At 38.0% G+C, this 26469-nt stretch carries 23 protein-coding genes; 20 read left to right on the top strand and 3 right to left on the bottom strand.

What is annotated here, in order from left to right:
- Nucleotides 1-377: 377 nt before the first annotated feature.
- From JOC49_RS08665 to JOC49_RS08635, 7 genes are all read left to right on the top strand, one after another.
- A complete protein-coding gene (locus JOC49_RS08665; protein ID WP_204664383.1) occupies nt 378-2303 on the top strand; it encodes an HD domain-containing phosphohydrolase in 1926 nt (641 codons plus the stop codon).
- A gap of 77 nt (nt 2304-2380) precedes the next feature.
- Nucleotides 2381-4579, top strand: a complete 2199-nt coding sequence (locus JOC49_RS08660; RefSeq protein ID WP_204664381.1) for a methyl-accepting chemotaxis protein — start codon at nt 2381-2383, stop codon at nt 4577-4579.
- A 70-nt stretch (nt 4580-4649) separates the two neighbouring features.
- Nucleotides 4650-5633 (top strand): nucleoid-associated protein, encoded by a 984-nt coding sequence (locus JOC49_RS08655; RefSeq protein WP_204664379.1) that lies wholly within the window; start codon nt 4650-4652, stop codon nt 5631-5633.
- Complete coding sequence (locus tag JOC49_RS08650) at nt 5630-6334, top strand: pseudouridine synthase (protein WP_204664377.1); 705 nt, start codon at nt 5630-5632, stop codon at nt 6332-6334. Before JOC49_RS08655 ends, JOC49_RS08650 begins: the two co-directional genes overlap by 4 nt.
- Before the next feature lie 46 nt (nt 6335-6380).
- Complete coding sequence (locus JOC49_RS08645; protein WP_204664375.1) at nt 6381-6743, top strand: hypothetical protein; 363 nt, start codon at nt 6381-6383, stop codon at nt 6741-6743.
- 6 nt (nt 6744-6749) lie between these two features.
- The gene (locus JOC49_RS08640; RefSeq protein ID WP_204664374.1) at nt 6750-7499 is read left to right on the top strand and encodes a hypothetical protein; all 750 of its coding nucleotides are present in this window, start codon (nt 6750-6752) and stop codon (nt 7497-7499) included.
- Nucleotides 7500-7512: 13 nt separating this feature from the next.
- Nucleotides 7513-8022 (top strand): RecX family transcriptional regulator, encoded by a 510-nt coding sequence (locus tag JOC49_RS08635; RefSeq protein ID WP_204664372.1) that lies wholly within the window; start codon nt 7513-7515, stop codon nt 8020-8022.
- On the opposite strand, the gene JOC49_RS08630 is transcribed toward JOC49_RS08635, so the two are convergent.
- A complete protein-coding gene (locus tag JOC49_RS08630; protein WP_204664370.1) occupies nt 7939-9825 on the bottom strand; it encodes an ATP-dependent helicase in 1887 nt (628 codons plus the stop codon). The two genes, JOC49_RS08635 and JOC49_RS08630, sit on opposite strands and share 84 nt — an antisense overlap.
- A 239-nt stretch (nt 9826-10064) precedes the next feature.
- Here JOC49_RS08630 and tig point away from each other — a divergent pair, with 239 nt between their 5' ends.
- The 6 genes from tig to JOC49_RS08600 all read left to right on the top strand — a co-directional run bounded on the left by tig (nt 10065) and on the right by JOC49_RS08600 (nt 16842).
- A complete protein-coding gene (tig, locus tag JOC49_RS08625; RefSeq protein WP_204664368.1) occupies nt 10065-11348 on the top strand; it encodes a trigger factor in 1284 nt (427 codons plus the stop codon).
- Between the two features lie 17 nt (nt 11349-11365).
- Nucleotides 11366-11953 carry an ATP-dependent Clp endopeptidase proteolytic subunit ClpP gene (gene clpP / locus JOC49_RS08620; RefSeq protein ID WP_204664366.1) on the top strand — a complete coding sequence of 196 codons (588 nt, stop codon included), beginning with the start codon at nt 11366-11368 and terminating at the stop codon, nt 11951-11953.
- Nucleotides 11954-11973: 20 nt separating this feature from the next.
- Nucleotides 11974-13254: an ATP-dependent Clp protease ATP-binding subunit ClpX gene (clpX, locus tag JOC49_RS08615; protein ID WP_204664364.1), complete on the top strand. Its 1281-nt coding sequence runs from the start codon at nt 11974-11976 to the stop codon at nt 13252-13254.
- A gap of 81 nt (nt 13255-13335) precedes the next feature.
- Nucleotides 13336-15690, top strand: coding sequence for an endopeptidase La (gene lon, locus JOC49_RS08610; protein ID WP_204664363.1), 2355 nt, complete (start codon nt 13336-13338; stop codon nt 15688-15690).
- Nucleotides 15680-16309: a ribosome biogenesis GTP-binding protein YihA/YsxC gene (yihA, locus tag JOC49_RS08605; protein WP_204664361.1), complete on the top strand. Its 630-nt coding sequence runs from the start codon at nt 15680-15682 to the stop codon at nt 16307-16309. Before lon ends, yihA begins: the two co-directional genes overlap by 11 nt.
- A gap of 11 nt (nt 16310-16320) precedes the next feature.
- Nucleotides 16321-16842, top strand: coding sequence for a peptidylprolyl isomerase (locus JOC49_RS08600; protein WP_204664359.1), 522 nt, complete (start codon nt 16321-16323; stop codon nt 16840-16842).
- Between the two features lie 59 nt (nt 16843-16901).
- Here the strand turns inward: JOC49_RS08600 and fba are convergent, their stop codons facing one another.
- Complete coding sequence (gene fba, locus JOC49_RS08595) at nt 16902-17837, bottom strand: class II fructose-1,6-bisphosphate aldolase (RefSeq protein WP_204664357.1); 936 nt, start codon at nt 17835-17837, stop codon at nt 16902-16904.
- A gap of 122 nt (nt 17838-17959) precedes the next feature.
- On the opposite strand from fba, the gene JOC49_RS08590 reads away from it, so the two are divergent.
- Nucleotides 17960-19282: an RsmF rRNA methyltransferase first C-terminal domain-containing protein gene (locus tag JOC49_RS08590; protein ID WP_204664355.1), complete on the top strand. Its 1323-nt coding sequence runs from the start codon at nt 17960-17962 to the stop codon at nt 19280-19282.
- Nucleotides 19283-19294: 12 nt separating this feature from the next.
- A complete protein-coding gene (locus JOC49_RS08585; RefSeq protein ID WP_207754709.1) occupies nt 19295-20023 on the top strand; it encodes a pseudouridine synthase in 729 nt (242 codons plus the stop codon).
- A gap of 41 nt (nt 20024-20064) precedes the next feature.
- On the opposite strand, the gene JOC49_RS08580 is transcribed toward JOC49_RS08585, so the two are convergent.
- Nucleotides 20065-20541 carry a hypothetical protein gene (locus JOC49_RS08580; RefSeq protein WP_204664353.1) on the bottom strand — a complete coding sequence of 159 codons (477 nt, stop codon included), beginning with the start codon at nt 20539-20541 and terminating at the stop codon, nt 20065-20067.
- Nucleotides 20542-20656: 115 nt separating this feature from the next.
- On the opposite strand from JOC49_RS08580, the gene JOC49_RS08575 reads away from it, so the two are divergent.
- The 5 genes from JOC49_RS08575 to JOC49_RS08555 are packed head-to-tail and all read left to right on the top strand — an operon-like array spanning nt 20657 to nt 26461.
- Nucleotides 20657-21505: a GNAT family N-acetyltransferase gene (locus JOC49_RS08575; RefSeq protein ID WP_204664351.1), complete on the top strand. Its 849-nt coding sequence runs from the start codon at nt 20657-20659 to the stop codon at nt 21503-21505.
- Between the two features lie 11 nt (nt 21506-21516).
- Nucleotides 21517-22413 (top strand): RluA family pseudouridine synthase, encoded by an 897-nt coding sequence (locus JOC49_RS08570; RefSeq protein ID WP_204664348.1) that lies wholly within the window; start codon nt 21517-21519, stop codon nt 22411-22413.
- Between the two features lie 11 nt (nt 22414-22424).
- Nucleotides 22425-23231, top strand: coding sequence for a hypothetical protein (locus JOC49_RS08565; RefSeq protein WP_204664346.1), 807 nt, complete (start codon nt 22425-22427; stop codon nt 23229-23231).
- Nucleotides 23224-24873: a nucleoside kinase gene (locus tag JOC49_RS08560; RefSeq protein ID WP_243423659.1), complete on the top strand. Its 1650-nt coding sequence runs from the start codon at nt 23224-23226 to the stop codon at nt 24871-24873. Before JOC49_RS08565 ends, JOC49_RS08560 begins: the two co-directional genes overlap by 8 nt.
- A gap of 13 nt (nt 24874-24886) precedes the next feature.
- A complete protein-coding gene (locus tag JOC49_RS08555; protein ID WP_204664343.1) occupies nt 24887-26461 on the top strand; it encodes a PP2C family protein-serine/threonine phosphatase in 1575 nt (524 codons plus the stop codon).
- Nucleotides 26462-26469 lie beyond the last annotated feature (8 nt).

Here is a 26469-nt window from a genome sequence, read left to right as displayed (position 1 = left end):
TTGAAAGTCTTAAAAAATGCACTTGTACCAACGTGGACCAGAACTACTACTTATTCGATTATTATGATGAGGTATTAGAAGACATCGGACAAGCTACAGACATTGATTTTTCAACAAAGATAAGAACTTTACAACAGATCAAAAAAAATATTTCAGAAACTAAAATTTAGACCTGTTACCCTACAAAAAAACGTAAAAAAAGAAACCCTTGAAACACACTATTTCCAGTGGGTTCAAGGGTGTTTTTTTGTAGTTTTGCTGCAAAAGCTAAGATGAAACTCCTTTTGCATAAATTTTTTTTACATTATACCATATTTAATAAAAGGTTAGGGTGCAGATGTGTTATAATAATACAATAAAACGTGAAGGAGTCTGCCATGCCAAGTCTTAGCAGAATAACAAATATAAGTTTAACTGTTGTTGTTTTGATTGCTGTCATAACAGCGGGCATCAATTTTATTTTTGTGCCTCAAATCAAAGTTTATTCGGATGAAAATAGGGTTATAGAAGAGGCTATTGTAACCCAAAGGGCAGAACTAGACCTTCCAATAAGGGTTCTTAATAATGTAAAGATGCAGATTGATAAAGCAGAAGATACTTTGGTGAGTGAGTCTTTAGAGTCTGCTTTTGAGACGCATCAGATGAATTTGGTAACCTCTGCGTCAAACTTAGTGCCTGAATTTAATAAAATGTCAAAAAACTGGAACGATATTGCCAAGTGGAGTTTGTGGCGCCATCGTAAAAATGTTGACAATTTGGATAGGCAGATTGCAATACTCATTCAAGATGCCCTTGAGATAAGAAATATTAGTTTTAGCTTTTCAATTTATACAATGGAGCTCGAAGCGTTAAATCAGGCCGTTGAAAAATTTGATCAAGATTACAACCAAATGATAGAAAGTCACAGATCTTTAAGTGATTCTGTTGTCAAAGATATAAATTTCTTGGCCAATCTCATTATAATACTTTTGCTTGTCATTGCCATTGGTTATAGTTACGGCATGCGTTATTTGATTAATAAGGAATTTAAATACGTCCATGATTCCTTTAAAGCAATCTCTGATTCTAGGATTCAGAATACTGAACTCCCAAAAATTAAGCCGTATTTTTCTGAAGAAATGCAAATGAATGACTACATTCAAACCCTGTATAACGAGCGCAAGTTAATTTCTGAAATTAGAGAAATTTTAATTAGCCATTATATTGTAGAAGACTTTATAGATGCCCTTTTTGAAAAAATCAAACCAATTTTAGACATAGATAGGATTGGACTTGCCTTTGTAGATTATGAAAAAAATATATTGGTTGCGGAATATGGTGTTGCCTCGTATGAAGACATGTTTTTAGGACCTGGCTTTGAGACAAGTTTTGAAGAAACGCGGTTGTCAAAAATATTAGCACACAAGAAGACGATGGTTACGCCTGACCTTGAGCTTGATTTTGAAAGAAGGCCTGAAAGTAAAACGCTTGAACTCATCGTAGATGAAGGCGTAAAATCCAATATGATTTTACCAATGGAGATGAATGGTACTGTATTTGGTATGGTTTTTTTAAGTTCAAAGAAAAAGAACCACTTCACTTCAAAGCACCAGGAATTGGCTGAAAAAATCATCAATGAAATAAAAGGGTTGTTGAATCGGGCTTATTTCACAAAAGTTGTTTTCGCTAAAATTACTGGAAGCTTTTCTGAACTTGTTGATCAAAAAGACAATGAAACGGGTGGTCATATTCTGAGAATGGTTGCGTATAGTGTTGTTATTGCAGAGGGCATACGTCAAAAGAAAATCCCAGGGTATGAAGTGGACAGGCGTTTTGTTTTGGAAATAGAGCGTAATGCCGCTTCACATGACATAGGTAAGGTGGGAATACCGGATCAAATCTTAAAAAAACCTGGAAAATTAGATCCAGAGGAATGGCATGTTATGAAAACCCATGCCGGGATTGGCGCAGATATTTTTAGAGATTTACGTGACGGTTTAAGGGTGTTTGACCCTGAATTCTATAAAATGGCTGAAGAAATTTCCAGATACCATCATGAGCGATGGGACGGGAGTGGTTATCCTGAAGGGCTTAAAGGTGAAGCGATACCACTTTCTGCACGAATTGTTGCCATAGCGGATGTGTTTGATGCATTGACGTCTAAACGCGTTTATAAAGAGGCATTTGATCTGGACCGCGCATTAAATATACTAATCGACTCAAAAGGGACGCATCTCGATCCAGTACTTGTTGATGTTTTTATGGAGAATTTATCTGAAATTGAACGGATTATGACACAAAGTCATCCAGATAATTTAGAATAGTTTTACAATTTGAATGGAAATATGGAAAGCAAATCTGTATAATGGAATTAATTAAGTGCCAATGGGGAGGATCTTTGATGCAATTGTTTTTAAAATCTAAAAAAGAAAAAGTGAAGAAACCACGCGAAAAAAAAGAAAAAATCAAGAAAGAGAAAGTTAAAAAAGAAAAGGTTAAAAAGGAAAAAGTAAAAAAAGAAAAGAGATCGAAGAAGTTAAAACCTAAAAAAAACATGAAACGGTTTGCTTTGATATCAAATATGAAGATTCGGACTAAAATCATGGGTGGGTTTTTAGTGGTTATTATAGCGCTTATTTATTCAACCATTAACTCCTACACCTTTATTGGAGAAATTGTAAATGATTACATTCCGGTTATTGAAGCACAACACACCATAGGCGAAGCTGTTCAATCTATGAATGTGGCACAAAGGGATTTCATCATTATTGATCGAACCAATGAAGATTTTTTCAAGGCCGCTTCAGAACTGGGTGAAGGGGAACTGTACCCAACGGATCGGACGGTGGCTTTTAACACGGAGTATGCAGCTGTATCCGAAACTTTACAGACTATTGGGAATGCATCTCTTGTAAAAGGCAATTCAGAACTTGAAGAAAAGTTAAGTGCACTTGAAAGCAAACTTAATGCTTATCATCAGACGTTTGAAGAAATGCATCTTCAGATACAGCATCGAGGCTATGCGACTTACGGTGTAATTGGCGAAATTGACAAACTTAAAAAGCAATTGAGCATTAAACTGGCTGCCTTGCCTCAAGATGGCAACCTTGACAAAGCAATTGCCAATCTGGATTTGGCACATATTAATTACTTATACACACAAGAAGAAAGGTTTCAAAAGCAAATTGCCGACCGCTTAGGTTATCCAAATACTCAGGTAGCTCTTGGAAATTATTCTCAAGAGTACAAGGATGAGTATAGGGAAATTGCAACGGGTTATACCGATAAATTTGCTGAATTGGTTGAACTGGACAATGTCATTGGTAGAAATCAATCTGAAGGGTTGTTCTTGACGCTAAACACACTCAGTGATGAAGTTGCGGCATTGACAGTAGCGTTAAGTGAAAGTGTTGCAGACCGTCTTCAAAATGAAATTGCTTCATTGCTCTTTAAATTGCTTATTACTGTAGCTGTTATAGCAATTGGCGCGATACTTTTTGCAATTGTTATTGCCAATGTTATTTCTAGGCCAATCACAAATGTAAATGTGATGCTTAAAGACATTTCAGAAGGCGAAGGCGATTTAACCAAAGAACTGCCAGTACAGACAAAAGAAGAAATGGGAACCCTGGCAAAATTATTTAACCAATTTGTTTCAAAAATTAGGGCTGTGGTTATAAATGTTAAAGAAAATGCCAATTCTTTAAGTACGTATACAGAAGAAATTCACAATGCAATTGAGCAGACAAATGAAAGCCTTGAAGCGGTAAATCACGAAGTTCAAACTATGGTAGATGGTCTTCAGAGCAGTGCCAGTGTTGTGGAGCAAACTACAGCGAGTATTCAGGAACTTTCCAGCAGTGCTCAAATGATTTCAAAAGAAGCTGAAACTGTGGTTGTGGATTCAAAAGAAATGCTGAATGCCTCTAAAACAGGTGTTGGAAAATTAGAGAAGGTTGCAGATAGTATTGGTCAAGTTAAGGTATCTTCTGAATCTATGGCAGGTGTTATTGGAGCGCTCAAACTTTCTTCAGAAGAAATTGTGGACATCGTCAACATGATTAACGCCATTGCGGATCAAACATCGTTGCTGGCTTTAAACGCTTCTATAGAAGCGGCAAGAGCCGGTGAACATGGCAGAGGCTTCTCTGTTGTTGCAGAAGAAGTTCGAAAATTGGCAGAGCAAAGTAAAGATTCCGCTTTTAAAATTAACGACATTATTACTCAGATTACAACAGATATTCAAGGTGCCAGTGAAACCATTGAAAAAGAACAAACTTTGGTTAAGACAAGTGTGGAAGAAGCAAATGAGACAAGCAATAACTTCCAGCAAATTTTAAAATTAATAGAAGGCATTACGGAACGGATGACAAAAATCAGTGAGGGTGCAGGTCAGCAATCTGACATTTCTGAAGAAATGGCCAAGGCCATTGACAATCTTTCACATATTATGCAAGAAAATGTACAGTCGTCTGAAAGAATTGGAGAGAATGTGGAGACACAGGTGGCGACGTTTGAAGAAATTGCAGCGAGTATATCAGAACTGAAAAACATGGCAACTGTTCTTCAGTCGGAAACAGATAAATTTATAGTTGAATAAGAAGAATGATAATGGGGCAATTCTTTAGATTTATAAGGATTGCCCTGTCATTTGTATGGGAGAAGCGTATATGGAAATCAAAGCGTGCTATTTACATGTTTTGGATTTTGTTGGAAGTACTAGGATCTATTCAGAACGTCCGATGGAATTAGATGCAGATATTGAGGCATATGTTGTAACTCGAATTCAAGGTTTTTTTGATGGATATGATGTATTTGAGGTCCCTTTGGTGGAGAGTGCCCCACTTTTCGGATTAATGGAAAAGAGTAAAACGGTTGGCTTTAAAAATCTTGGGCTCGGTGTTGCAGATTTGTTTTATGAAGCGATGGAACGATCTGAAGACATCAAGCCCTGTGACTTGATTTGCGCCCATATCGAAGAAGAGGGTGTCGAATTTTTTGCTTTTGTTAAATTGAATTTTAAGACCTCTTATGTTCATTTGGTTGAAACAGAAGATCAATCCGTGATCAATCGAATTGTGCGCCATGTTTCGACATTGCCTCAAAAAACGCAAGCCCCAGATGAGGGATTTGTGGTGGATTGGGCAGGGGGAAAAGTATTGGTCAAAGACAAGCAAGTTACTTTGGACGGGCGTCGCGTTTCATATATTTCAGACCTATTTTTAGGGGGCAGTTACAAACCTTCTCCTAAAAAAGCGATGGATGTTTTGGTTAAGACGGCTGAAAAAGTAGCTCAGAATTTTCAATCAGAGGGTCTTGTCCAGACCAGTCGTGTGAGAGCGGCGATTCAAGATTTGGTGGAAACTTCTGAGGCAATTGAACCAAACCAAGTAGCTCAGGCATGTTTTGAAACTTATGAAGAGCGAGAGGCTTATAGAGAGGCAATTGCAGACAAAGGCTTAGAAGATGCAGCGTTAACAATTGGAGAAACACATCGAAAAAAGATGAAACGGACTCAAAAAATTAAAACAGCAAGTGGTGTTGAAATCACTTTGCCTTATGCTTACGTGGCTGAAGGTGATAATTTTGAGATGACGACAAATCCAGATGGTACAGTTTCAATCCAACTTAAGAACTTAGGAGCGTTATTATGAGAATTAATAAATACCTCGCAGAATCTGGTGTGTGTTCAAGGCGAGAGGCAGATCGATTGATTGAAGCTGGAAAAGTAACCATTAATGGAGAGTTGGCAACACTAGGATCTCAAGTGAATGAGGGCGACCAAGTTACGTTTGAAGGTAAACCCGTTGAACCAAAAGATCAAAAGGTTTACCTTGCATTTTATAAACCCCTTGGCGTTGAGTGCACAGCAAATCCCAAAGTGAAAAACAACATTATTGAGTATATAAATTATCCGGTTCGAATTTTTCCAGTTGGGAGATTGGATAAAAATTCGGAAGGACTGATTTTGCTTACAAATGATGGGGAACTTTCTAATGGGATTCTAAAAGCGCGTTACCATCATGAAAAAGAATATGTTGTAAGAGTGAACCAAGAGTTGACAGATGCGTTTTTAAATCAGATGGCTTCAGGTGTTGAAATTTTAGACACAAAAACCCGTCCTTGCAAAGTTGAAAAAATATCAGCCACTGTTTTTAAGATTATTTTAACCCAAGGCCTCAATCGACAAATTCGACGTATGTGTGATGCGCTAGGCTACAAGGTGGTTAAGTTAAAGAGAATTCGGGTATTGAATATTGTATTGGGGGACTTGGCAATTGGCAAGTGGCGACATCTCGATGACAAAGAACTCAGTGAACTGCGCCAAGTGGTGTACGCTAAAGGTACACAGTAAATACGCCGATAAATAGGGTAACTGATATGAGAATGGAGTGAAAAAAATGCTCAATAACATTTTTATTGCTGCAGCGCTTACGTTTGCGATTTACTTTTTGGTAGAATTTTACAAAAGCGTCCGGCAATTCTTAATATTTAATCGCATAAGACAGTCTTTGTTGGTATCCACATTTAACTACTTAAAAAAAACACCACAGCGTATGGTGGATTTAAACAGTCTTAGAGCTTTACTGCTTGAGAAATTAAAGGATCAAAAAATGGCGATGTGGGTAGATGATATTAAAATATCTTGGCATACCATGGATGCGATTCAATTTGTTTTTATATTCAAGTTTGAAAAGTTAAGGCCTAAATATCGATTTGTAATTGGTTTAAAAGATGTAGAAGACATGATGAAAAGGATGTGACACAAGATGAAGAAAATAGTGGTCGCTGTACTTATAATTGCAATTTTGATATTGATTTATAGTGCTTATGAAAAGTCACAGAGGCCTGCACCGATATTGTCCTACGACTTTAATTTTGAGGAACCTCTGGACCGAGAGTTTTGGATGATAGCGGGGTGGGAGTCTGTGCGTCATTCAAATGAACTTCTCGTGCAAGCAGGTGGGATCCTTAAACTTTCTATGGACGATACAGGTGTGATGCCTTATATGCTTTCAAAACCGATAGAAATCCGTCAAGGGGATGTTGTAACCATGCGCCGGAAGGTGCGTATTAAACATGGGAATGACACATTTTCTGGTGGTGTTGCCATGTACCAAACGTCAGATGTGGCACTTGAACCGGAGCCAACTTCGGGAAGTTGGCAAACTTCATTTGGCGATGGTGTTTTTTTGGTGGAATATGCCTATGACCTAATCTATGAGCAAGAGCGACCTGGACGAGATGTGTTTCGGTTTTTAGCAGCAGATTGGGCATACAATGACAATTATGTTTTAGTACCATCTGTATACGATCAGTGGGTGGAAGAGGTGTTTACCTATGACACGAGAAACAATCAAATTTCCTATACAATAGACGACGACACCTACAAACTTTCCAGTTATAAACTAGACCTTGGAAATGTGAGATTTATGATGCATCCATTTGGGACAGGTAGAGGAAATTCTGTTGAAATTAAGGAAATAACCATAACAGTTGAAAATAAAAATATACGGTAATTGTGAGGGGAAAGTGAGTCAAAAAGAGTATGAAAAATGGCTGAATTACGCACTGTATCTTTTGACACTTAAGATGCGTACCGAAGCTGAAGTGAAACGAAAATTAAATGAAAAACAAGTCGAGGTGGAAACACAACGACTTGTTTTGGCTTTTTTAAATGACAATGGCCTTTTAGACGATGTGGCCTTTGCAAGGCTCTATATTGAGGCCAATGCCAACCGGTATGGCGCGTATCGCTTAAGAGCATATCTCAATCGGAAAGGGGTCAGTGAACGTGATCAGGAGGCAGCTTTTGAGTCGGCTGACATTGAAGCGTCACCAGAGGCGCGTGCCAGACATGTTTTGAGCCGAAAAGTTGAATCCCTTAATATTGACTGGAATCAAGTATCAAATGATTACGCTTATAGAAATAAGGTTTACGGAAAACTGGCCCGATTCTTAGCTGGTCGCGGGTTTTCCAGTGATATTGTTAAAACGGTGGTCCGAGAGCGGTTGTCCCATGAATTCTTCGATGAATTTTGAGTTTTGATTAAAGGCGCCATTGACAAATTCGCAGTGGAGCAATTCAAAATTATAGCGAGCCCTTGTGATGCCAACGTAGAATAGGCGACGTTCTTCTTCCAGAGCGTCGTTTTCAGTTTGCCTCAAGCCAGGAAACAGTTTAGGGTTTACATCAATCATATATACTGTATCAAATTCAAGTCCTTTTGAGCCATGAATTGTAGACAAAGTAATTTTACTGGATGTCTGCATATGCTCTTGAATTAGAGCGTCTAATTCTTGAACACGTTGAATCAATTCAACGGTTGTTTTTAAGGGTTTGGCAAGTGCTTTATAAGCATCTAAACGTGTTCTTGAATAGTGCATTGAAGTGCTGAGTCTTTCCGAATTCTTTTTTAGATAGTCCAGGTAGCCGAGCTCAGTTTCTATGAAATGAATGGCATCAAAAGGCCTTAGTTTAGCAAGGGCTTCAAAATTGGACTTAAGTTGTTCTTGCGTCCGGGTCTGATAGTCTTCAAGAAAAGGTGCTTGAATCAAGCAATCAAAAATATTGCGTCCTCTGTGATTGTCTTTGACGTACTGTAACATTTCTCTAGATATAAACCCATTCGTTTTAAAGGCAATGCGTTCAAAACTTTCCAAATCTTGAGGAATCATTGCAAGTGTTATAAAAGCAAGAATATCTTTAATCAGCCAATGGTTGAGTTCGCTTATAGGTGGGTCTTTAATGCTGAAATCAATGCCATTTCGAATAAGTTCATCCATAATGCTCAAAGCAGATATTTTGTTTCTGTATAAGACAGCTGCTGTTTGTCCATCTCCTTTTAATGCGTTTGCGAGGTAATGATTTCTAGTGTATAAGTCATCAAACCATACAACAGAAGGTAAATTAACAGAGGGGTTGTGGGCTGACATGGATTTGTGGTATCTGTTTTGATTTTTATCAATTATGCCAGACGCAACGGTAACAATATTTCCGTCAGATCTGAAATTTGTACTGAGATGGTACAACTTGGCTTTTGGATACTTTTGAGGAAATTCCAATAAGTATTGGGGATAAGCCCCTCGAAACCCGTAAATGGATTGGTCATCGTCTGCCACTAAAAAAAGATTTTCAGAAGGCCCGGCTAAAAGTTCAATCAATTCAAATTGAAGTTTAGAGGTGTCTTGAGCTTCATCAACTTGGATGTACGGGTATTTTTTATGAATAGACGCCAGAATCGTGGGGTTGTTTTTTAAGAGCTTAATGGCATAGTAGAGCATGTCGTCAAAATCGAAAAGATGGTTCCGATGCTTATAGAGATGATACGCTTCTGCCATCTTAAAAATAGAGTGCCATGTAAAATTGGGCAAATGCGCATCTGTTCGTTTGAGTTTTAAATTATAGATCAAGCTGATTTCACTTGAAAGAGATTCAAAAAAATCATCTGTTAGGAAGTCGTCTTCGTAGTGACGAAAAATTCCCGCCAGCAGTCGATATTTTTCAGACCCATCCTCTAAAAGCCTTTTACTTATATTTTTGGTTTTCAAGTAATGCGTATACAAGCGATAGGCAAATTTGTGGATGGTCATAAAGTCAAATTTTTCGGCTAAATTAGAGTCAATTTGGGCTTGGCACCGGGTTTTCATATCCGTCGCGGATGCTTTCGAAAAAGTTACAGTAAGAATTTCACCAGGGGAGACGCCATGGGTTTCAACGAGTTTTTTGAGTCTGTGGATTAAGACTGTTGTTTTTCCACTCCCGGGTATGGCTAGGGTTAAAGCTGGGCCTAGAAAATGTGAAACAGCAAGATTTTGTTCTGGTGTCAGATTGTTTTGAGTCATAAATTAGCGCCTCTTTCGATTGTTAAAATTTGTAAGATGTAAACGGATTGTGAATAGTTTAAAACAAATGTTTAATTTTTGCAAGTTGGGGTTGTTTAGAAGGGGTTTTAAGGTATAATGATAGTGGTTTTTTCTATTAAACTTTACTTTTTTGGCTAAATAAGGTACTATTATTTGGTTAATGCACTTATTTTGAATATTACTGGTGTGACCAGTAGAAATAGTTGGGAGGCAAAATCATGAGTTATGAGATTTTAAAGAAAGAAAACAGCCAAGTAACACTCAAAGTTGCAGTTTCTGAAGAAGCATTTCAAAAGGCTGTTCAGCAAGCGTACAACAAGAGTAAGAGCAAATTTTCAATCCCTGGATTCAGAAAAGGGAAAGCACCTAAAGGTATTATTGAGAAGCATTATGGGAAAGGTGTCTTCTTTGAAGATGCTATAAACGCTTTATTACCAGAATACTATGAAAAAGCACTCGAAGAATTGAATGTAGAACCTGTTGCAAGACCTGATATTGACATTGAAGAGATTGAAGATGGTCAAGGTATGGTGTTCACAGCAGTTGTTACTGTAGCACCTGAGTTTGAACTTAAAGGCTATAAAGGCATAGAAGTTGAAAAAGTTAGCACAGAAGTTACAGATGAAATGGTTGAAGAAGAAGTTGAAAAAACAAGAAATATGAACGCACGCTTGGTTGAAGTAGACAGACCTGTTCAAGATGGAGATACAACACTTATTGATTACAAAGGATTTGTAGGAGAAACTCAATTTGAAGGGGGAACTGCAGATAACCAAGAACTTGTTATAGGATCAAACAGCTTTATTCCTGGATTTGAAGCACAACTTATTGGTGCATCAGTAGGGGATGACGTGAAAGTGGCAGTAACTTTCCCAGAGACTTATCATTCAGAAGATCTTGCTGGCAAAGATGCTGTATTTATGGTAAAAATCAATGCGGTTAAAGTAAAAGAAATGCCAGAGCTGGATGATGAATTTGCGAAAGATGTGTCTGAATTTGATACATTAGCAGAATACAAAGAAAACTTAAAGAAAGAATTGGAAGTTTCAACGAAAGAGAGTGCTGAAGCGGCACAAAGGGATCGTGTTATTGAAGCGGTATGCAAACTTTTGGAAGTAGAGATTCCTGAAAAAATGATTGATGCTGAAGTAGATGGCATGCTTAGAGATTTTGATCAACAACTTCAATATCAAGGACTTAGCCTTGATCAATATGTTCAATTTACAGGCGGAAAGATAGACGATCTCAAGACGCAAATGCGTGGCGATGCAATTGAACGTGTTAAAACAAGTCTTGTGATTGAAAAAGTTGTTGAACAAGAAGCGATTGAAGTATCTGACGCTGATGTGGATGCAGAAATCGAGAGAATTGCTGAATCACAAAAAAGATCCGCAGATGAAGTTAAAAAACTTTTTGCTTCAGATGATTTTGAGTACTTAAAAACAAACTTGAAATCAAAGAAAGCAGTTGACTTTTTAGTAGCTGAAGCAAAACTTGTATAGACACCAGGAGGTGGGAAATGCCCAGTTATGTCCCTTATGTCATAGAACAAACCAGTAAAGGTGAGCGTTCTTATGATATTTATTCAAGACTTTTAAAAGACAGAATTATCTTTATTAGTGGTGAAATAGATGACTATATGTCAAATGTAGTCATTGCGCAATTGCTGTTCTTAGAATCAGAAGATCCAGATAAAGACATTAGTTTGTATATCAACAGCCCAGGGGGTTCTATAACTGCTGGGATGGCAATTTTTGATACAATGGAGTATATAAAACCAGACGTGTCCACAATTTGTGTGGGGATGGCTGCAAGTATGGGTGCATTTTTGCTTGCTGCAGGAGAAAAAGGCAAACGGTATGCACTCCCTAATGCTGAAGTTATGATTCATCAACCCTTAGGTGGTGCCCGAGGACAGGCTTCAGATATTAAAATTCAAGCAGATCGAATTTTAAAAATGAGAAAAGACTTGAATCGAATTTTGAGCGAAAAAACTGGTAAGTCTTTAAAGCAAATTGAAAAAGATACCGATCGTGATTTCTTCATGACATCAGAAGAAGCTGTTGCCTATGGATTAATTGATCAGGTTTTTGCTAAGCGAAAATAGTTGTGGAAATGAGGTAAAGGATGGAAAAACCGACTTTGAAGTGTTCCTTTTGCGGAAAAAGTCAAGAACAAGTGAAACGATTGATTGCTGGTCCAAATGTTTATATTTGTGATGAGTGCATTGAACTGTGCAATGAAATCTTAGAAGAGGAGTTAACCTTATACAAGGATGAAGCCTCAAATGATTGGATGATTGATGAATTACCTAAACCTTCGGAAATTAAGGAGATTCTAGACAGTTATGTCATTGGGCAGGAAAAAGCCAAGAAGACACTTTCAGTTGCCATGTACAATCACTATAAACGTATACAAACTGAGACTGGTGATGACGATGTGGAATTGCAAAAAAGCAATGTTCTTTTGATTGGACCAACAGGTTCAGGAAAGACACTTTTGGCACAAACTATGGCAAAAATTCTCAATGTGCCATTTGCCATAGCAGATGCAACGACTCTAACAGAGGCAGGTTATGTCGGTGAGGACGTTGAAAACATCATCCTAAAGCTTGTTCAGGCTGCAGATTACGATATTGAGAAAGCTCAAAAAGGGATTATTTATATTGACGAAATTGATAAAATAACGCGTAAGTCGGAAAACCCATCTATTACACGGGATGTTTCTGGAGAAGGCGTTCAACAAGCACTTCTAAAAATTATTGAAGGAACGGTTGCAAATGTGCCACCTCAAGGGGGCCGAAAGCATCCGCATCAAGAGTTTTTGCAAGTAGATACATCGGATATACTTTTTATTGTGGGCGGTGCCTTTGATGGCATGGCGTCGATTATAAATTCAAGAATTGGTGAAAAGGCCATGGGATTTGGTGCAAGTGTTCAAAGCAAGAAGAACTTGCCACTTGGCGAATTGTTTGACAAAATTGAACCTAAAGACCTTTTGAAATTTGGGCTGATTCCGGAATTTGTAGGTCGTGTTCCAGTGGTTGTATCCCTTCATGAATTAGATGAAGAAGCATTGGTTCGAATTCTTAAAGAGCCGAAAAATGCCATTGTAAAGCAGTATCAAAAAATGCTTGAAATGGATGATGTGGAACTGGAATTTGACGATGAAGCTTTGATAGAAGTTGCACGATTGGCAGTTGAACGTAAATCAGGTGCGCGCGGTCTTAGATCTATACTGGAAAGTATTATGATGGAAATAATGTATGAGATTCCTTCAAGGAAAGATATAAAAAAATGCATTGTGACAAAAGAAACCATCCGTAATCATCAAACGCCTACCTTGGTTTTGGTTGAATCCAAAAAGGAACCTACAAAAGCCAAAACAGATAAAGAAAGTGTTTCATAATAAAAGGAACGGGCGAGAGCTCGTTCTTTCGTTTAATTATATAAAATAGGGTATCTATAAAGAGTAGAAAGAGGTGATTGAATGGAACCGAATCAAAATAACATGAACCTACCCCTGATACCGTTGAGAGGATTGTCTATTTTCCCTTATATGGTTTTACATTTTGATGTGGGTAGAAAAAAGTCAATTAAAGCACTTGAAGCAGCAATGGCCAAAGACCAGAAAATTTTCCTAACGACACAGTTTGATATAGACAACGACGCGCCGGACTCTAAAGATTTTTATAAAATTGGTACGGTTTGTAAAATCAAACAGATGCTAAAGCTTCCAGGAGATGCCATTCGTGTTTTAGTGGAAGGGATTCAACGCGGTGAAGTGGAAACGTTTATTGATGAAACACCATACTTTAGAGCTGAAATTAAACCGTATATAGATGCCACAGAAGTGTCCAAAGAAACAAGAGCATTAATGCGGAGTGCGATTAATGCGTTTGAAAAATATATCTCTATTAGCAATCGCGTTAGTCCAGATGTGATTTTGTCAGTATCTACCATTGATGAACCGGGAAGACTTGCGGACATTATTGCAGCTCAAATTACTTTGAAAACAGATCAAAAGCAGCAGATTATTAATGCGCTTGATGTCAAATCAAGACTTGAACTCTTATTGACCATTATTTTGACTGAAATTGAAATTTTAGAAGTTGAAAAGAACATCAATGATAAGGTGAAAAGCCAAATTAACAAGTCTCAAAAAGAGTATTATTTGAGAGAGCAGATTAAGGCAATTCGAGATGAACTGGGTGAAGAAGAAGCGCAAGAAGATGAAATTGAAGATATGCGGGCTAAGCTTAAAAAATTGAAACTGTCGAAAAAAATCGAAAAGAAAGTTTCAAATGAAATCGATAGATATTCTAGACTTTCACCATCTTCTGCAGAAAGTGGTGTTATTCGATCTTATGTGAACTGGATTTTAGAGTTGCCATGGAAAAAAGAAACCAAAGACGAAATAGATTTGGTGAAAGCTCAAGGCATTTTGGATGAGGATCACTATGGACTTGAATCTGTTAAAGAACGGGTTGTTGAATACTTGGCTGTAAGAGATTTGACTCAGAGTATGAAGGGACCGATTATTTGTTTGGTTGGCCCTCCAGGTGTTGGGAAGACTTCAATTGCGAAATCAATTGCAAGGTCGTTGAACCGAGAATTCGTGCGGATGAGTCTTGGTGGTGTGCGCGATGAGGCGGAAATAAGAGGCCACAGAAGAACTTATATTGGCGCGATTCCAGGACGTATAATCAACGGCATCAAAGAAGCTGGAACTAAAAATCCGGTCTTCCTATTTGATGAAATTGATAAGTTGTCCAGCGATTTTAGAGGCGACCCAGCATCTGCGCTTCTTGAAGTCCTTGATCCGGAGCAAAACAAGGAATTTACAGACCATTATTTAGAAGTCCCATTTGACTTATCTAAAGTCATGTTTTTAACAACAGCAAACTCATTAAATACAATTCCAAGACCACTTCTTGACCGTATGGAAGTGATTCAGGTATCTGGCTATACAGAATTTGAAAAACTAAACATAGCCAAAAAATATCTTGTCCCTAAAAAAATGGAAGAACATGGTCTCAAAAAATCCAATTTAACGGTATCTGATGATGCACTTTTGGAGATTATTCGCAAATATACGAGAGAATCTGGTGTACGTGAACTTGAAAGAAAGATCGCAGATTTGAGCCGAAAAGCGGCTGTACGCATTGCAAAAGGTGAAGTAAAGTGCGTTCGTATAACAGATAAAAATATAGATAAGTACCTTGGCAAATCTAAATACCATTATGATTTGATTGCGGACGAAGACCAAATCGGAATTGTAACAGGTTTGGCTTGGACTGCAGTTGGTGGGGATACACTTTCTATAGAAGTGAATACCATGAAAGGCAAAGGGAAACTTCAACTCACAGGCCAGCTTGGCGATGTGATGAAGGAATCCGCGCAGGCTGGCTTATCCTACATTCGAACTGTTTCGAAAACCTATGGGATCGATGAGAATTTTCATGAAAAATTGGACATGCATGTTCATATCCCAGAAGGTGCAATTCCAAAAGATGGCCCTTCTGCGGGGATAACCATGGCGACGGCTATGATTTCTGCACTTTCTGGAATCCCAGTAGACCGTTATGTAGCGATGACGGGGGAAATAACCCTTAGAGGTCGTGTACTCCCAATTGGTGGGTTTAAAGAAAAAGCACTCGCAGCTAAAAGAGCCGGTATTCATAAGATTTTATTCCCTTATGAAAATTTAAAGGATTTGGAAGATATTCCGGAAACTGTACGTAAAGAAATTGAATTTGTTCCAGTTAAAACCATGGATGAAGTCTTAAAACATGCATTAAGCGGCGAACCGAATCAAGCAGAGGAGAAATCAAATGAAAATTAAAAACAGCAGTTTTGTAATTAGTGCTGTTTCAAAAAAGCAGTATCCGGAAGATGCCCTTCCAGAACTTGCCTTTGCAGGAAGAAGCAATGTTGGAAAATCATCATTAATCAATATGCTTCTGAACAGAAGAGGGCTTGCTAAAACAAGCTCTACACCTGGAAAGACTCAATTGGTTAATTTTTATGATATTGATGGCCTCTTTCGTTTTGTTGACTTACCGGGTTATGGCTTTGCAAAAGTATCAAAAACGCAAAAGGCGTCTTGGGGCAAAATTATTGAAACTTATTTGCAGTCCAGAGAAAATTTGTTGGAAGTTTTTCAGTTGGTTGACATTAGACATAAACCGTCTGGGGAAGACAAGCAAATGTATGACTGGATTAGAAACAGTGGGTTTAGTGGCATCGTTATCGCGACTAAAGCAGACAAGCTGGGCAAACAGCAAATAGCGAAACAGATGAAGGTTATTCGTAATGAACTTCAAATGACGCCTGAGGCTGTCATAATCCCTGTATCCGCATCAGATCGATCTGGGAAATACCAAGTATGGGATTTGATAAATCAAATTTTTGAAGTCAATGCGTTTGACATTCATTTGGAAAGACAAAATACATCTGAATAAGGAGAGTAATTATGGCACAGAATCCAATTGTTCAATTTGAACTTGAAAATGGCAAGCAGATTAAACTTGAGTTATACCCTGAAATTGCACCGAATACTGTGAACAACTTTATTAGTTTGGTCCAAAAAGGGTTTTATGATGGCTTGATTTTTCATCGCGTCATTAGAGGCTTTATGATTCAAGGCGGCTGTCCAGATGGAACTGGGATGGGTGGTCCTGGTTATGGCATTAAAGGTGAGTTTTTAATTAATGGTGTTCAGAACAACTTAAAGCATACAAAGGGCGTTTTATCTATGGCCCGTTCTCAAAATCCAAATTCGGCAGGAAGTCAGTTTTTTATTATGCATGAAGATTCACCGCACTTGGATGGACAATACGCTGCTTTTGGAAAGGTTATCGAAGGCATAGAAGTTGTTGATGAGATTGCAGAGGTTAAAACAGGATATGGGGATAGACCTAATGAAGACCAACGTATTTTAAAAGGTACTGTTGAGACTTTTGGTGAGACATACCCAGAGCCTGAAAAGATGTAGTTAAGAAAATGCATAAAAATAGCTGTTCCCAGTGGGAACAGCTATTTTTTCAGCATTTTTTATTTTTCGTTGCTACCAAGTACGTTTAAAATCTTGTGTTTAACCATACCGTAAATAGCATCTCTAGCAGGACCTAGATATTTTCTTGGGTCGAAGTTGCTTGGGTTTTCAGCAAACTCTTTACGGATGACGCCGGTCATGGCAAGTCTTAAATCCGAATCGATGTTGATTTTGCAAACGCCATATTGTGCAGCTTCTCTAAGCATTGGTTCAGGACATCCTTTTGCGTCTTTTAAGTCGCCACCGAACGCATTACACATTGCCACATATTCTGGAATAACAGAAGAGGCACCGTGTAAAACAAGTGGGAAGTCTGGAATTAGATTGGAGATTTTCTTTAAGCGCTCTATATCGATTTTAGGATCTGAATCTGCTGCGAATTTATAAGCCCCGTGGCTGGTTCCAATTGCAATGGCAAGAGAATCACAACCTGTACGCTTAACAAAGTCTACAGCTTGATCTGGATCGGTATATGTTGCGTCTTCAGCACTAACATTTACAGCATCTTCCACGCCGGCAAGTCTGCCGAGTTCGGCTTCAACAACAACACCTCTTGGGTGTGCGTATTCTACAACTTGCTTTGTAAGTGCAACATTTTCTTCATAGGAAAGATGTGAGCCGTCAATCATAACGGAAGTAAATCCGTCATCGATACACGCTTTACAAATTTCAAAATCTTCACCATGGTCTAAGTGAAGTGCAATGTCGAGTTCTGGATGCTCAATTAATGCAGCTTCCACGAGTTTTTTAAGGTAAACTGGACTTGCGTATTTTCTTGCACCTGCAGAAACTTGAAGGATTACAGGTGATTTTGTTTCAGCAGCAGCTTTAACGATTCCTTGGATGATTTCCATATTGTTTACGTTAAATGCACCAACTGCATATCCGCCTTCATAGGCTTTTTTAAACATTTCTTTAGTCGTTACTAATGGCACTTGATCACTCCTTTTTATGATTTAGTGCAAATCTTGACAACGCGGTATTACCAATATCCTGCTATATATGATATTATATAGCATGTTCATTGAAATTACAATTGGTATAACAGGAGTCTTATATGAAATTACCTATTCCATTTATTGAAAGAATGCAAAAACAGTTGGGGACCGATTTTCCCTTATTTATAGAATCCTATGACAAACCGGTTCACGTTGGACTTCGAGTCAACACATCCAAAATAAGCATAAGTCATTTCATAGAAATATTTCCTTATAAACTTATGCCAATACCATGGGTTACTGGTGGATTTTATTATAACCCCAACGATCCAGTTACAAAACACCCGTACTACCATGCAGGCCTTTATTACGTTCAAGAGCCCTCTGCAATGGCGCCAGCAGAAGTTTTAAATCCATCTGAAGGCAGTACATGCATAGACCTGTGTGCGGCACCTGGAGGCAAATCAACCCAGTTGGCAGTTAAGATAGGGCCCAAAGGTGTATTGGTTTCCAATGATATCAGCGACAAACGCATCAAGGCCATTGTTAGGAATGTAGAAAAATTCGGACTTGGAAATGTGGTTATTTTAAATGAATCGCCAGAACGAATCGCCAGTGTGATGGGAAATCGCTTTAATTATGTTCTAGTTGATGCCCCGTGTTCAGGAGAAGGGATGTTTAAAAAAGATCTTAAAGCTGTTCATGCGTGGGAGAATTTTGGGCCATCTCAATGCCAAATCTTGCAAAGGGAAATTGTTGACACTGTCCCTGATTTGATTCGAAAGAATAGCCGTTTGGTTTATTCAACTTGTACATTTGCCTTAGAAGAAAACGAAACTCAAATGGCATACTTAAAAGCGTCTTATTCGATTTTCAAGCCGGGCAAGTTCCCAGAACTGCCAATTGATATAGAAGGCGAATCTGCGCATATTTGGCCTCATAAACACAAGGGAGAAGGTCATTTTGTTGGATGCCTGGAAACGACAGAAATGGTTAATGAAGTGAAATTAGAGTTTTATGAGGCAAATCAACCGCCAACTCAACTTCAGGCCTTTTTCGACAGTCATATGCAAAAAACTGCGCCGGTTGGACATTTTGAAGTTATTAAAGATAGAGTTTATCTGAAACCTGACCATAAACTCCCTTTATCAGGCTTGAAAATCGCGAGAGAAGGTCTTTTGTTGGGTGAAATTAAGAGGGAAAAATTTATACCCCATCAAGCATTTGCACTTTATTTGAAGGCAGAAGATTTTGAGCCAAGAGTAGATTTCCCTTCAGATTCTTTGGAAGTTATAAAGTATTTAAAAGGAGAGACTTTGATACAAGACTTTAAAACAGATGGATTCCATTTGGTTACAACAGATGGATTTCCGCTTGGATGGGCAAAAATTTCAGGTGGTGTTCTGAAAAATATGTATCCGCCGTCTTGGCGGATGCTTTAGGAGGCGAAAAAAATGGGAGAAATGATTAGACTTGATAAATTGTTATCCAATATGGGGATAGGCTCTAGGAATGAGATGCGTGTTAGATTAAAGCAAGGTGGGGTTTCAGTGAATGGCACCGTTGTGAAATCTGGCAAGGAGAAAGTTGACCCGCAGGTTGACCAGATTCTTTATAATGGTATCCCCGTCGTATATCAGAAATTTGTCACACTTATGCTTAATAAACCAGCGGGTGTAATTAGTGCAACTCAAGATGCAATGCACCAAACAGTGCTGGATCTTTTAGATGAACCTTATGTCAATAGAAATTTATTTCCGGTTGGCCGATTGGATATAGATACAGTTGGGCTTTTGATTCTTACCAATGATGGGGCTTTATCTCATGAGGTATTGTCACCCAAAAAACATGTGCCTAAGCGATATCTGGCTCAAATCAATACACTTGTGACGCCTGAAGATGTTGTGGCATTTGAGTCCGGAATTACACTGGATGATGGCTACATGTGTAAACCAGCCATATTAGATAAGATAGAACCCCAATCAGATGGGACGTGTTTTGTTCAAGTGGTTTTATATGAAGGGAAATTTCATCAAGTAAAACGGATGTTTGAAAGTTTGGAAAAACACGTCATTTACTTGAAAAGAATTCAAATGGGTGGCTTAGAATTAGATCCTTTCTTGCTAGAAGGCCAGTATAGAGTGCTAGAGGACTTCGAAATTGAATTGCTGAAACAAAAATAAAAAAAGCGATTTGAGACGCTTAAAGCATCTCAGATCGCTTTTTAGCGTCCTTGGCCTGCCAATACTTTTATAAGTGTGTCCATATCATCCGTTTTGCTAAGTTTAAAGCTTCCAGACCGAAGTTTACTGTCAAAGCCCATTTGAATTAACCTTTGAACAAATGCGTTCACATCTGTGATGAATCCTTCAGCTTGAAGTTTTTCACCGATGCCATATCCTGTTGCGCCTTCGGGAACTGTAAAGGTCAGGAGTTCAGGTGCATCAGTTGGTGGTTCTGTTTCTGGGACCGTTGTTGCTTCAGTTGATTCTACAGGTTCTGTAGGGTCTGGTGTTACAACAATCACAGGGGATTCAGTGGATGGTGCATCTGAAGAAGATGTTTCGCTTGGCGACGTCATATCCACACTGAGCGTATCCGTAATCTTCCATGAAACAGAATAAAAAATAACGGCAATAATGAGTAGTGATAAAACAATGTCGCTTATGTCATAAAGAAAATCTTTTATTTTTTCGAACATGTTATGTGCCTCCTGAGTTCTTACTATCACTAGAATATCATAAATCATTTCATTCTCAAAGTATTGTTCTTTCCAAACAGATTACTTTCGTGTTACAATTTTATTGAGGTGTGCTATGTTTGGAAAATTGGAAACCAGTGATTTGAATGCAATTGTAAAATACATCAAGACCTATGAAAATGAAGTGGTTTATTTGGAAAAACCCATCGAAGAATTCAAGGCAGGAAATTTAAAAGGGACCTTATATGGTGAAATGCATGAAGGGGATTTAAGAGGTTTGTTTTATTTTTCAGATAAGAAAGTGTTGTGTATGCACTATAGTGATGAAAAGGTCCTTGGAAGTCTGGGCATCTTAAAAGCAGTTAAATTGCACAAACCTAAGTATATCAAAGGAGTTTTGTCGCAAATAGAGGCTATAGATCGATTGCTGTGTAGAGCAGTATCTGAGATGAAGTTGATGCATTCAAAATTGATGATTTGCAAATCATCTGAAAATCTACCCATGATAGAAACAGCCTATGTGTTGGTTGATGGCATGCATCTTACTCAGAAAACCAATGGGTTTATGGAAGAACTGCTTCAAGATTTAAAATTTTTTATTGAGGTGGAACGACATTTTGGACGTCCTGTAAAAGCCGTTAACGACATTTTAAAGGATTTCAAAAAAATGCTTCATTCTCAAAATTATCTATTATACCTTCATCAGAATAAAATTGTTGCACAGGGATTAATTGAAGAGGAGACCGATAGATTTGGAATTCTTGGGGGGATTTATGTCTCCAAAGCATATCGCGGACAAGGTCTTGGCCGTAATGTTTCTTCTTTCTTAACCAATCGTATTTTGGAACGGGGGAAAACGTCTTATTTGTTTGTTGTATCTGAAAATCTAACTGCGATTGGACTTTATGAAAAAATTGGGTATAAATTAGTATGTGATTATGGTGTTTTAACCATTGTTTATTGAAAGAGGCATTCATGAAGAAAATTATCATTAGCGAAAACGAAGCGGAACAGAGATTGGATCGCTTTTTAACGAAATATTTAAACGCCACGACGAGAAGCAATATTTTTAAAATGATTCGAAAAAAAGTTTTTAAGGTAAATGGTGTAAGAGTAAAGGAAGATTATTTTTTGAAGCTTGGAGATGAGCTAGAGATATTTTTGGCAGATGAGACCTTGGAAGGATTGATTAGAGAGGAAGAGATTCCTAGACCCGATCGACTTGGCCTAGATATTGTTTATGAAGATGCATCGCTTTTGATTCTTAACAAACCTAAAGGCATGTTAACGCACCCTGATAAGGATGAGTATAAAAATACACTTGCAACAAGTGTTCAGTTCTATCTTAAGGCCCTATGTACGCGAACATTTAGACCTGCACCAATCCATAGATTGGATAAAAACACAAGTGGTCTTGTGGTCTTTGCAAAAACATATGAAGCCCTTAAAAAGTATAATGAACTTATGCGAGATCGTGCTATTGAAAAATATTATCTGTGCGTCGTGGAAGGACATATAGATCAACCTGGTGAAGTCAAAGGGTACTTGGTTAAAGATCCTGAAAGAAATAAAGTGACGCTTTATAAGTGGGATTCGGATGACTCTAAATTTTGCCATACCAAGTACAAACCCATTCAGCATTTGTCGCATCATACTGTATTGGAAGTGGAACTGCTCACTGGAAGAAGCCATCAGATTAGAGCCAGCTTGGCTTGGATTGGGCATCCCATTGTGGGAGATGTCAAGTATGGTGGCCAGAAAACAAATGCGATAAACGCACAACTTTTACACAGTTATAGAATGGTTTTAGAAGGTGTTTCGTATAGTGCACCATCCAGTGAAATTGATGCATTTATTAAAATGAACCCATAAAGGATGATTAAATGATTTATTCCATGCAAGTGGTAAAAAAATTAATAGAACGGTATGATTATGGTGGGGCATTTGAAGTCTTAAAAGAAGTTGGACTTGAAAAGTCAAACGGAGGGGTAATTATAGATGCGTGCCGGTATGCGGTGAATTTCGATTTTGAAACAGCTCGAAAAAAGCTTAATACCCTTTCAGAAGCCATGATTAAAAATGAGGCATGTACCAAACTAAAAAAGGAATTTGATGCTTTAAATGAAGGCCAACCGGATGCGCTAATGTCCGAATTGCTTGAAAACTTGAAGTTTCAGATTGTTAATGAAGAATATATTGATTTTTTAGGACGGGTTTATCGGTTCAAAGAAGCAATATACAAGTATATGTTTATCCGGTCTCATATGAACAATCGTCCATTTTCTTTTCACATGAAGTTTGTTCAAAAGAAAGAAATTCTAAGAATATTGCGCAACCAATATCGAATCTTCAATGGAAATTTGACGTATGCTCTAAACGCTTATTTCAAAAAGCATGCAAAACCGGACAAAAACATAGATCATGTAATTGATGTCATGAATACTCAAAAGATGAATCAATTGATTGAGCTTAGACATGAATCCTTGGTCGGACATGGATTTAAGGGTGTAAGCATGGAGGAAATTCAACAAATATATGGAAACCCATATAGCATTTTAGATGATTTTAGAGAATGTTTGGAGTCTATGAACATAAAGTTGGATCGATACAAATATTCAAAGATAAACGATATGATTTTAAACTTTCTAGAAGCGGAATTTGAAGAGAAAGGGGGACGTAAACATGATTAAATTGAATCTTAAATCTTATGGCACAGTTGAAGTTGAGGCGGGCACAACCTATCAAGACTTAATAAAGGAGGTTGTTAAGGACAATGCGCCTCAAGTAGTTGCTGTTCGGTGCGGAAATGTGCTTAAAGAGTTGACACAAGAAGTTGAACCCTCTTGTGAAGTGTCGTTTGTGGATTTGAGTGAATCCGATGGGATTCGAATTTATCAAAGGGGCCTTTCTTTTATTATGATTCATGCGGCAATGTCTTGTTTTGATGGGATACGCGTCCGAATTGAACACTCACTGAGTAAAGGCTTATACTGTGAATTTGATTACCATAGACGGTTAACACATGAAGACTATTTTTTAATTAAAGAGAAAATGCAGAGTCTCATTGACCGTGACCTACCCTTTGTAAAGTTTACAAGCACACTTTCCGAAGCCTCTGAAGCATTTAAAAGACAGAATATGCATTCGAAAGTTGAACTTCTTAAATATCGGTCTAAAGATTACATTAGACTTTATGAATTGGAAGGCATTGTTAATTATTTTTATGGTTACATGGTCCCAAGCACTGGCTACATTCAAAATTTTGATCTGATCAAATATGATGAAGGTGTGATTCTAATGCACCCTACAGTACATTCGCCATTTGATTTGCCAGAATTTATTGAATCGCCTAAAATTGCAGACGTTTTCAAAGAATCTGAACGTTGGGCAGATATTATGAATATTGGTTACGTGAGTAATCTCAATGCTTTGATAGATGAAAACCGACATAGAGAATTAATCCAGATTGCAGAGGCCCTCCATGAGAAGAAAATCGCTTACATTGCAGATGAAATTACAAGAATGAATAAGCGGGTTATTCTGATTGCCGGACCATCGTCATCTGGGAAGACGACTTTTGCGAACCGGTTAAGGATACAGCTTAAGGTTAACCATCATGACCCAATTACACTTTCAACCGATAATTATTTTGTCAATCGCGAAAAGACGCCACGAGATGAAAATGGCAACTTTGATTTTGAGTCGTTGGCAGCTGTGGATGTGGACCAATTCAATGCGGATTTGATGGCGCTTTTAGATGGTGATTTGGTAAAATTGCCTGTATTTGATTTTCAAACCGGTACGCGGACTTATCCGAATCCACCCATTCAAATTAGGGAAGACCAGCCGATTATTATTGAAGGCATTCACGGGTTAAACGAGAAACTCACTTCTAAAATATTTAAAAGAGATAAATTTAAAATTTATGTAAGTGCCCTAACGCAACTCAACATTGATGAACACAATAGAGTTCCAACAACGCAAACACGTCTGTTGAGACGCATTGTCAGAGATAACCAATTTAGAGGCCATTCAGCTCGAAAAACCATTGGTATGTGGCCTTCCGTAAGACGGGGTGAAGAGTTATATATTTTTCCATTTCAAGAGATGGCGGATGAAGTTTTTAACACGTCCTTGCCATACGAGTTGGCTGTCCTAAAAAAACACGCGCTGACTTTATTAGAAGATATAAAACCAGATGAGCCGGAGTTTGCTGAAGCCCATATGCTCAGAAAATTTTTAGGCTACTTTCATTCAATTGATGAGGATGCACTTGTCCCTAGAATTTCAATTTTAAAAGAATTTATAGGTGGCAGTGGATTTGATTTGTAAACGGAGGACTTAAATGATTCAGCGCTTAAAGAAAACTCAAATGCATACTGTAGCGGTTTTAGCAGTCATACTTCTTTTGACGCTGAATCAAACGGTCCTTTTTACTGCGTTTGCCCCAGGGTTGACGGAATATCTGGTGACAATGCTTGGGATGGTTATCCTTGCCTTTGGTTTTTTAGTAAACGGACTTTATTTTAACAGTCAGATGGGGATAAAGAAATGGCATCACGTTACAGCCTATTCGACTTTTTTTATGGTCTTTAATTATGTGATTGGCCTTGTGTTTTTAAGTCGAGACAATTTATCAGAGATGGCATATTATCTGAGTATGGCAAGACTTTGGTTTGTAATTGGGAATGCGGTTTGGCTTTATGCGGACCGGCTGTCGCTAACTTTTAAAGACATAAAATACAAACATTTGGGCGTACTGGTCCTCTTGTTGTTGCAATTGATTGTTGTGCTCCTTGGGATGCCTTCTGTATGGGCAATAGAGACTGGCGCATTTTTGGCCGATGCCTTTACGGCTTCAATTCTTTTGATATATGTCCTAAACACTTTTTTTAGGGAAGATATGGCAGTGAGCAGAGGTTATTTTTATGCTTTTGTTGCTTTGTTTGTTGGACAAGTGGTTATGACACTGTCTGCTATGTCTGCTGAAACCCTTATTCAGGGACATTTGCTTTGGATTCTAGGGTCTGCATTTTATTGGAAAGAGATTCATGTTAGCAACTTGTTGGTGCCAAAACAAGAAACATTGCAACTTCAGAATCAATTTAATTTATATGCTAAAAATTTGAAGAAAATAATTGATAAGAAAACATTACAAGTACGCGAAGTTAACAAGAAACTTATAGATGAGTTAGAGTATGCAAAAATTATTCAGCAGTCACTCCTCCCTGATCGAAAGATGAACTATAGGGACGTAACATTTTATTCCGAATATTTCCCCTGTGAGCGCTTAAGTGGAGACTTTTACGACTTGTACCGATTGGATGACGACCACGTTGCACTTTATCTTTTAGATGTATCTGGCCACGGAATTTCAGCGGCATTAATGACAATGTTCAGCAGTAATTATTTAAAATCAAATGACCAGAATCTAATGCGGTATAGAGGGTTTAAACCTGAACGTAACTTGAGGCATTTTTATGATCAATTTAATCATATGAATTTTCCAGATGAGGTCCATATGGTGCTTTTCTATGCGACTTTGAATTTATCGACAAAAGTTTTAACGTATTGTTCCGGTGGAATGAATTGTGCGCCGATTAAATTCAGCAAATCAGGTGATGTACGTTATCTAGATGACTCTGAAGGATTTCCAATTTGCAGACTTGACGGTTTTTTCACACCTGAATTTAAGAGTGAGCAGATTCAACTTGAGAAAGGGGACCGCATTCTGTTCTTTACAGATGGACTAGTAGATATGGAAAAAAATGGGGTTTTTGACACAGATGAGTTGGTGGACTTTTTTAAGGCACATACGGCCCTCTCTGCAAATGAGTTGAACCGCGAAATCACACGCAGAATTGACCCTATAAAAAACCGATTAAATGATGATATCACATACATTCTTATGGAAGTATAGCTGGGACG

Source organism: Fusibacter tunisiensis (genome assembly GCF_016908355.1).
GTDB classification, from domain to species: domain Bacteria; phylum Bacillota; class Clostridia; order Peptostreptococcales; family Acidaminobacteraceae; genus Fusibacter_D; species Fusibacter_D tunisiensis.
This window is presented reverse-complemented; position numbering and strand designations above follow the sequence as displayed.

Bases quoted from the DNA above. Each gene is read 5' to 3' on its own strand.
- JOC49_RS08665 (WP_204664383.1), top strand. From the start codon at position 378: ATGCCAAGTCTTAGCAGAATAACAAATATAAGTTTAACTGTTGTTGTT.
- JOC49_RS08660 (WP_204664381.1), top strand. From the start codon at position 2,381: ATGCAATTGTTTTTAAAATCTAAAAAAGAAAAAGTGAAGAAACCACGC.
- JOC49_RS08655 (WP_204664379.1), top strand. From the start codon at position 4,650: ATGGAAATCAAAGCGTGCTATTTACATGTTTTGGATTTTGTTGGAAGT.
- JOC49_RS08650 (WP_204664377.1), top strand. From the start codon at position 5,630: ATGAGAATTAATAAATACCTCGCAGAATCTGGTGTGTGTTCAAGGCGA.
- JOC49_RS08645 (WP_204664375.1), top strand. From the start codon at position 6,381: ATGCTCAATAACATTTTTATTGCTGCAGCGCTTACGTTTGCGATTTAC.
- JOC49_RS08640 (WP_204664374.1), top strand. From the start codon at position 6,750: ATGAAGAAAATAGTGGTCGCTGTACTTATAATTGCAATTTTGATATTG.
- JOC49_RS08630 (WP_204664370.1), bottom strand. From the start codon at position 9,825: ATGACTCAAAACAATCTGACACCAGAACAAAATCTTGCTGTTTCACAT.
- tig (WP_204664368.1), top strand. From the start codon at position 10,065: ATGAGTTATGAGATTTTAAAGAAAGAAAACAGCCAAGTAACACTCAAA.
- clpP (WP_204664366.1), top strand. From the start codon at position 11,366: ATGCCCAGTTATGTCCCTTATGTCATAGAACAAACCAGTAAAGGTGAG.
- clpX (WP_204664364.1), top strand. From the start codon at position 11,974: ATGGAAAAACCGACTTTGAAGTGTTCCTTTTGCGGAAAAAGTCAAGAA.
- lon (WP_204664363.1), top strand. From the start codon at position 13,336: ATGGAACCGAATCAAAATAACATGAACCTACCCCTGATACCGTTGAGA.
- yihA (WP_204664361.1), top strand. From the start codon at position 15,680: ATGAAAATTAAAAACAGCAGTTTTGTAATTAGTGCTGTTTCAAAAAAG.
- JOC49_RS08600 (WP_204664359.1), top strand. From the start codon at position 16,321: ATGGCACAGAATCCAATTGTTCAATTTGAACTTGAAAATGGCAAGCAG.
- JOC49_RS08590 (WP_204664355.1), top strand. From the start codon at position 17,960: ATGAAATTACCTATTCCATTTATTGAAAGAATGCAAAAACAGTTGGGG.
- JOC49_RS08585 (WP_207754709.1), top strand. From the start codon at position 19,295: ATGGGAGAAATGATTAGACTTGATAAATTGTTATCCAATATGGGGATA.
- JOC49_RS08580 (WP_204664353.1), bottom strand. From the start codon at position 20,541: ATGTTCGAAAAAATAAAAGATTTTCTTTATGACATAAGCGACATTGTT.
- JOC49_RS08575 (WP_204664351.1), top strand. From the start codon at position 20,657: ATGTTTGGAAAATTGGAAACCAGTGATTTGAATGCAATTGTAAAATAC.
- JOC49_RS08570 (WP_204664348.1), top strand. From the start codon at position 21,517: ATGAAGAAAATTATCATTAGCGAAAACGAAGCGGAACAGAGATTGGAT.
- JOC49_RS08565 (WP_204664346.1), top strand. From the start codon at position 22,425: ATGATTTATTCCATGCAAGTGGTAAAAAAATTAATAGAACGGTATGAT.
- JOC49_RS08560 (WP_243423659.1), top strand. From the start codon at position 23,224: ATGATTAAATTGAATCTTAAATCTTATGGCACAGTTGAAGTTGAGGCG.
- JOC49_RS08555 (WP_204664343.1), top strand. From the start codon at position 24,887: ATGATTCAGCGCTTAAAGAAAACTCAAATGCATACTGTAGCGGTTTTA.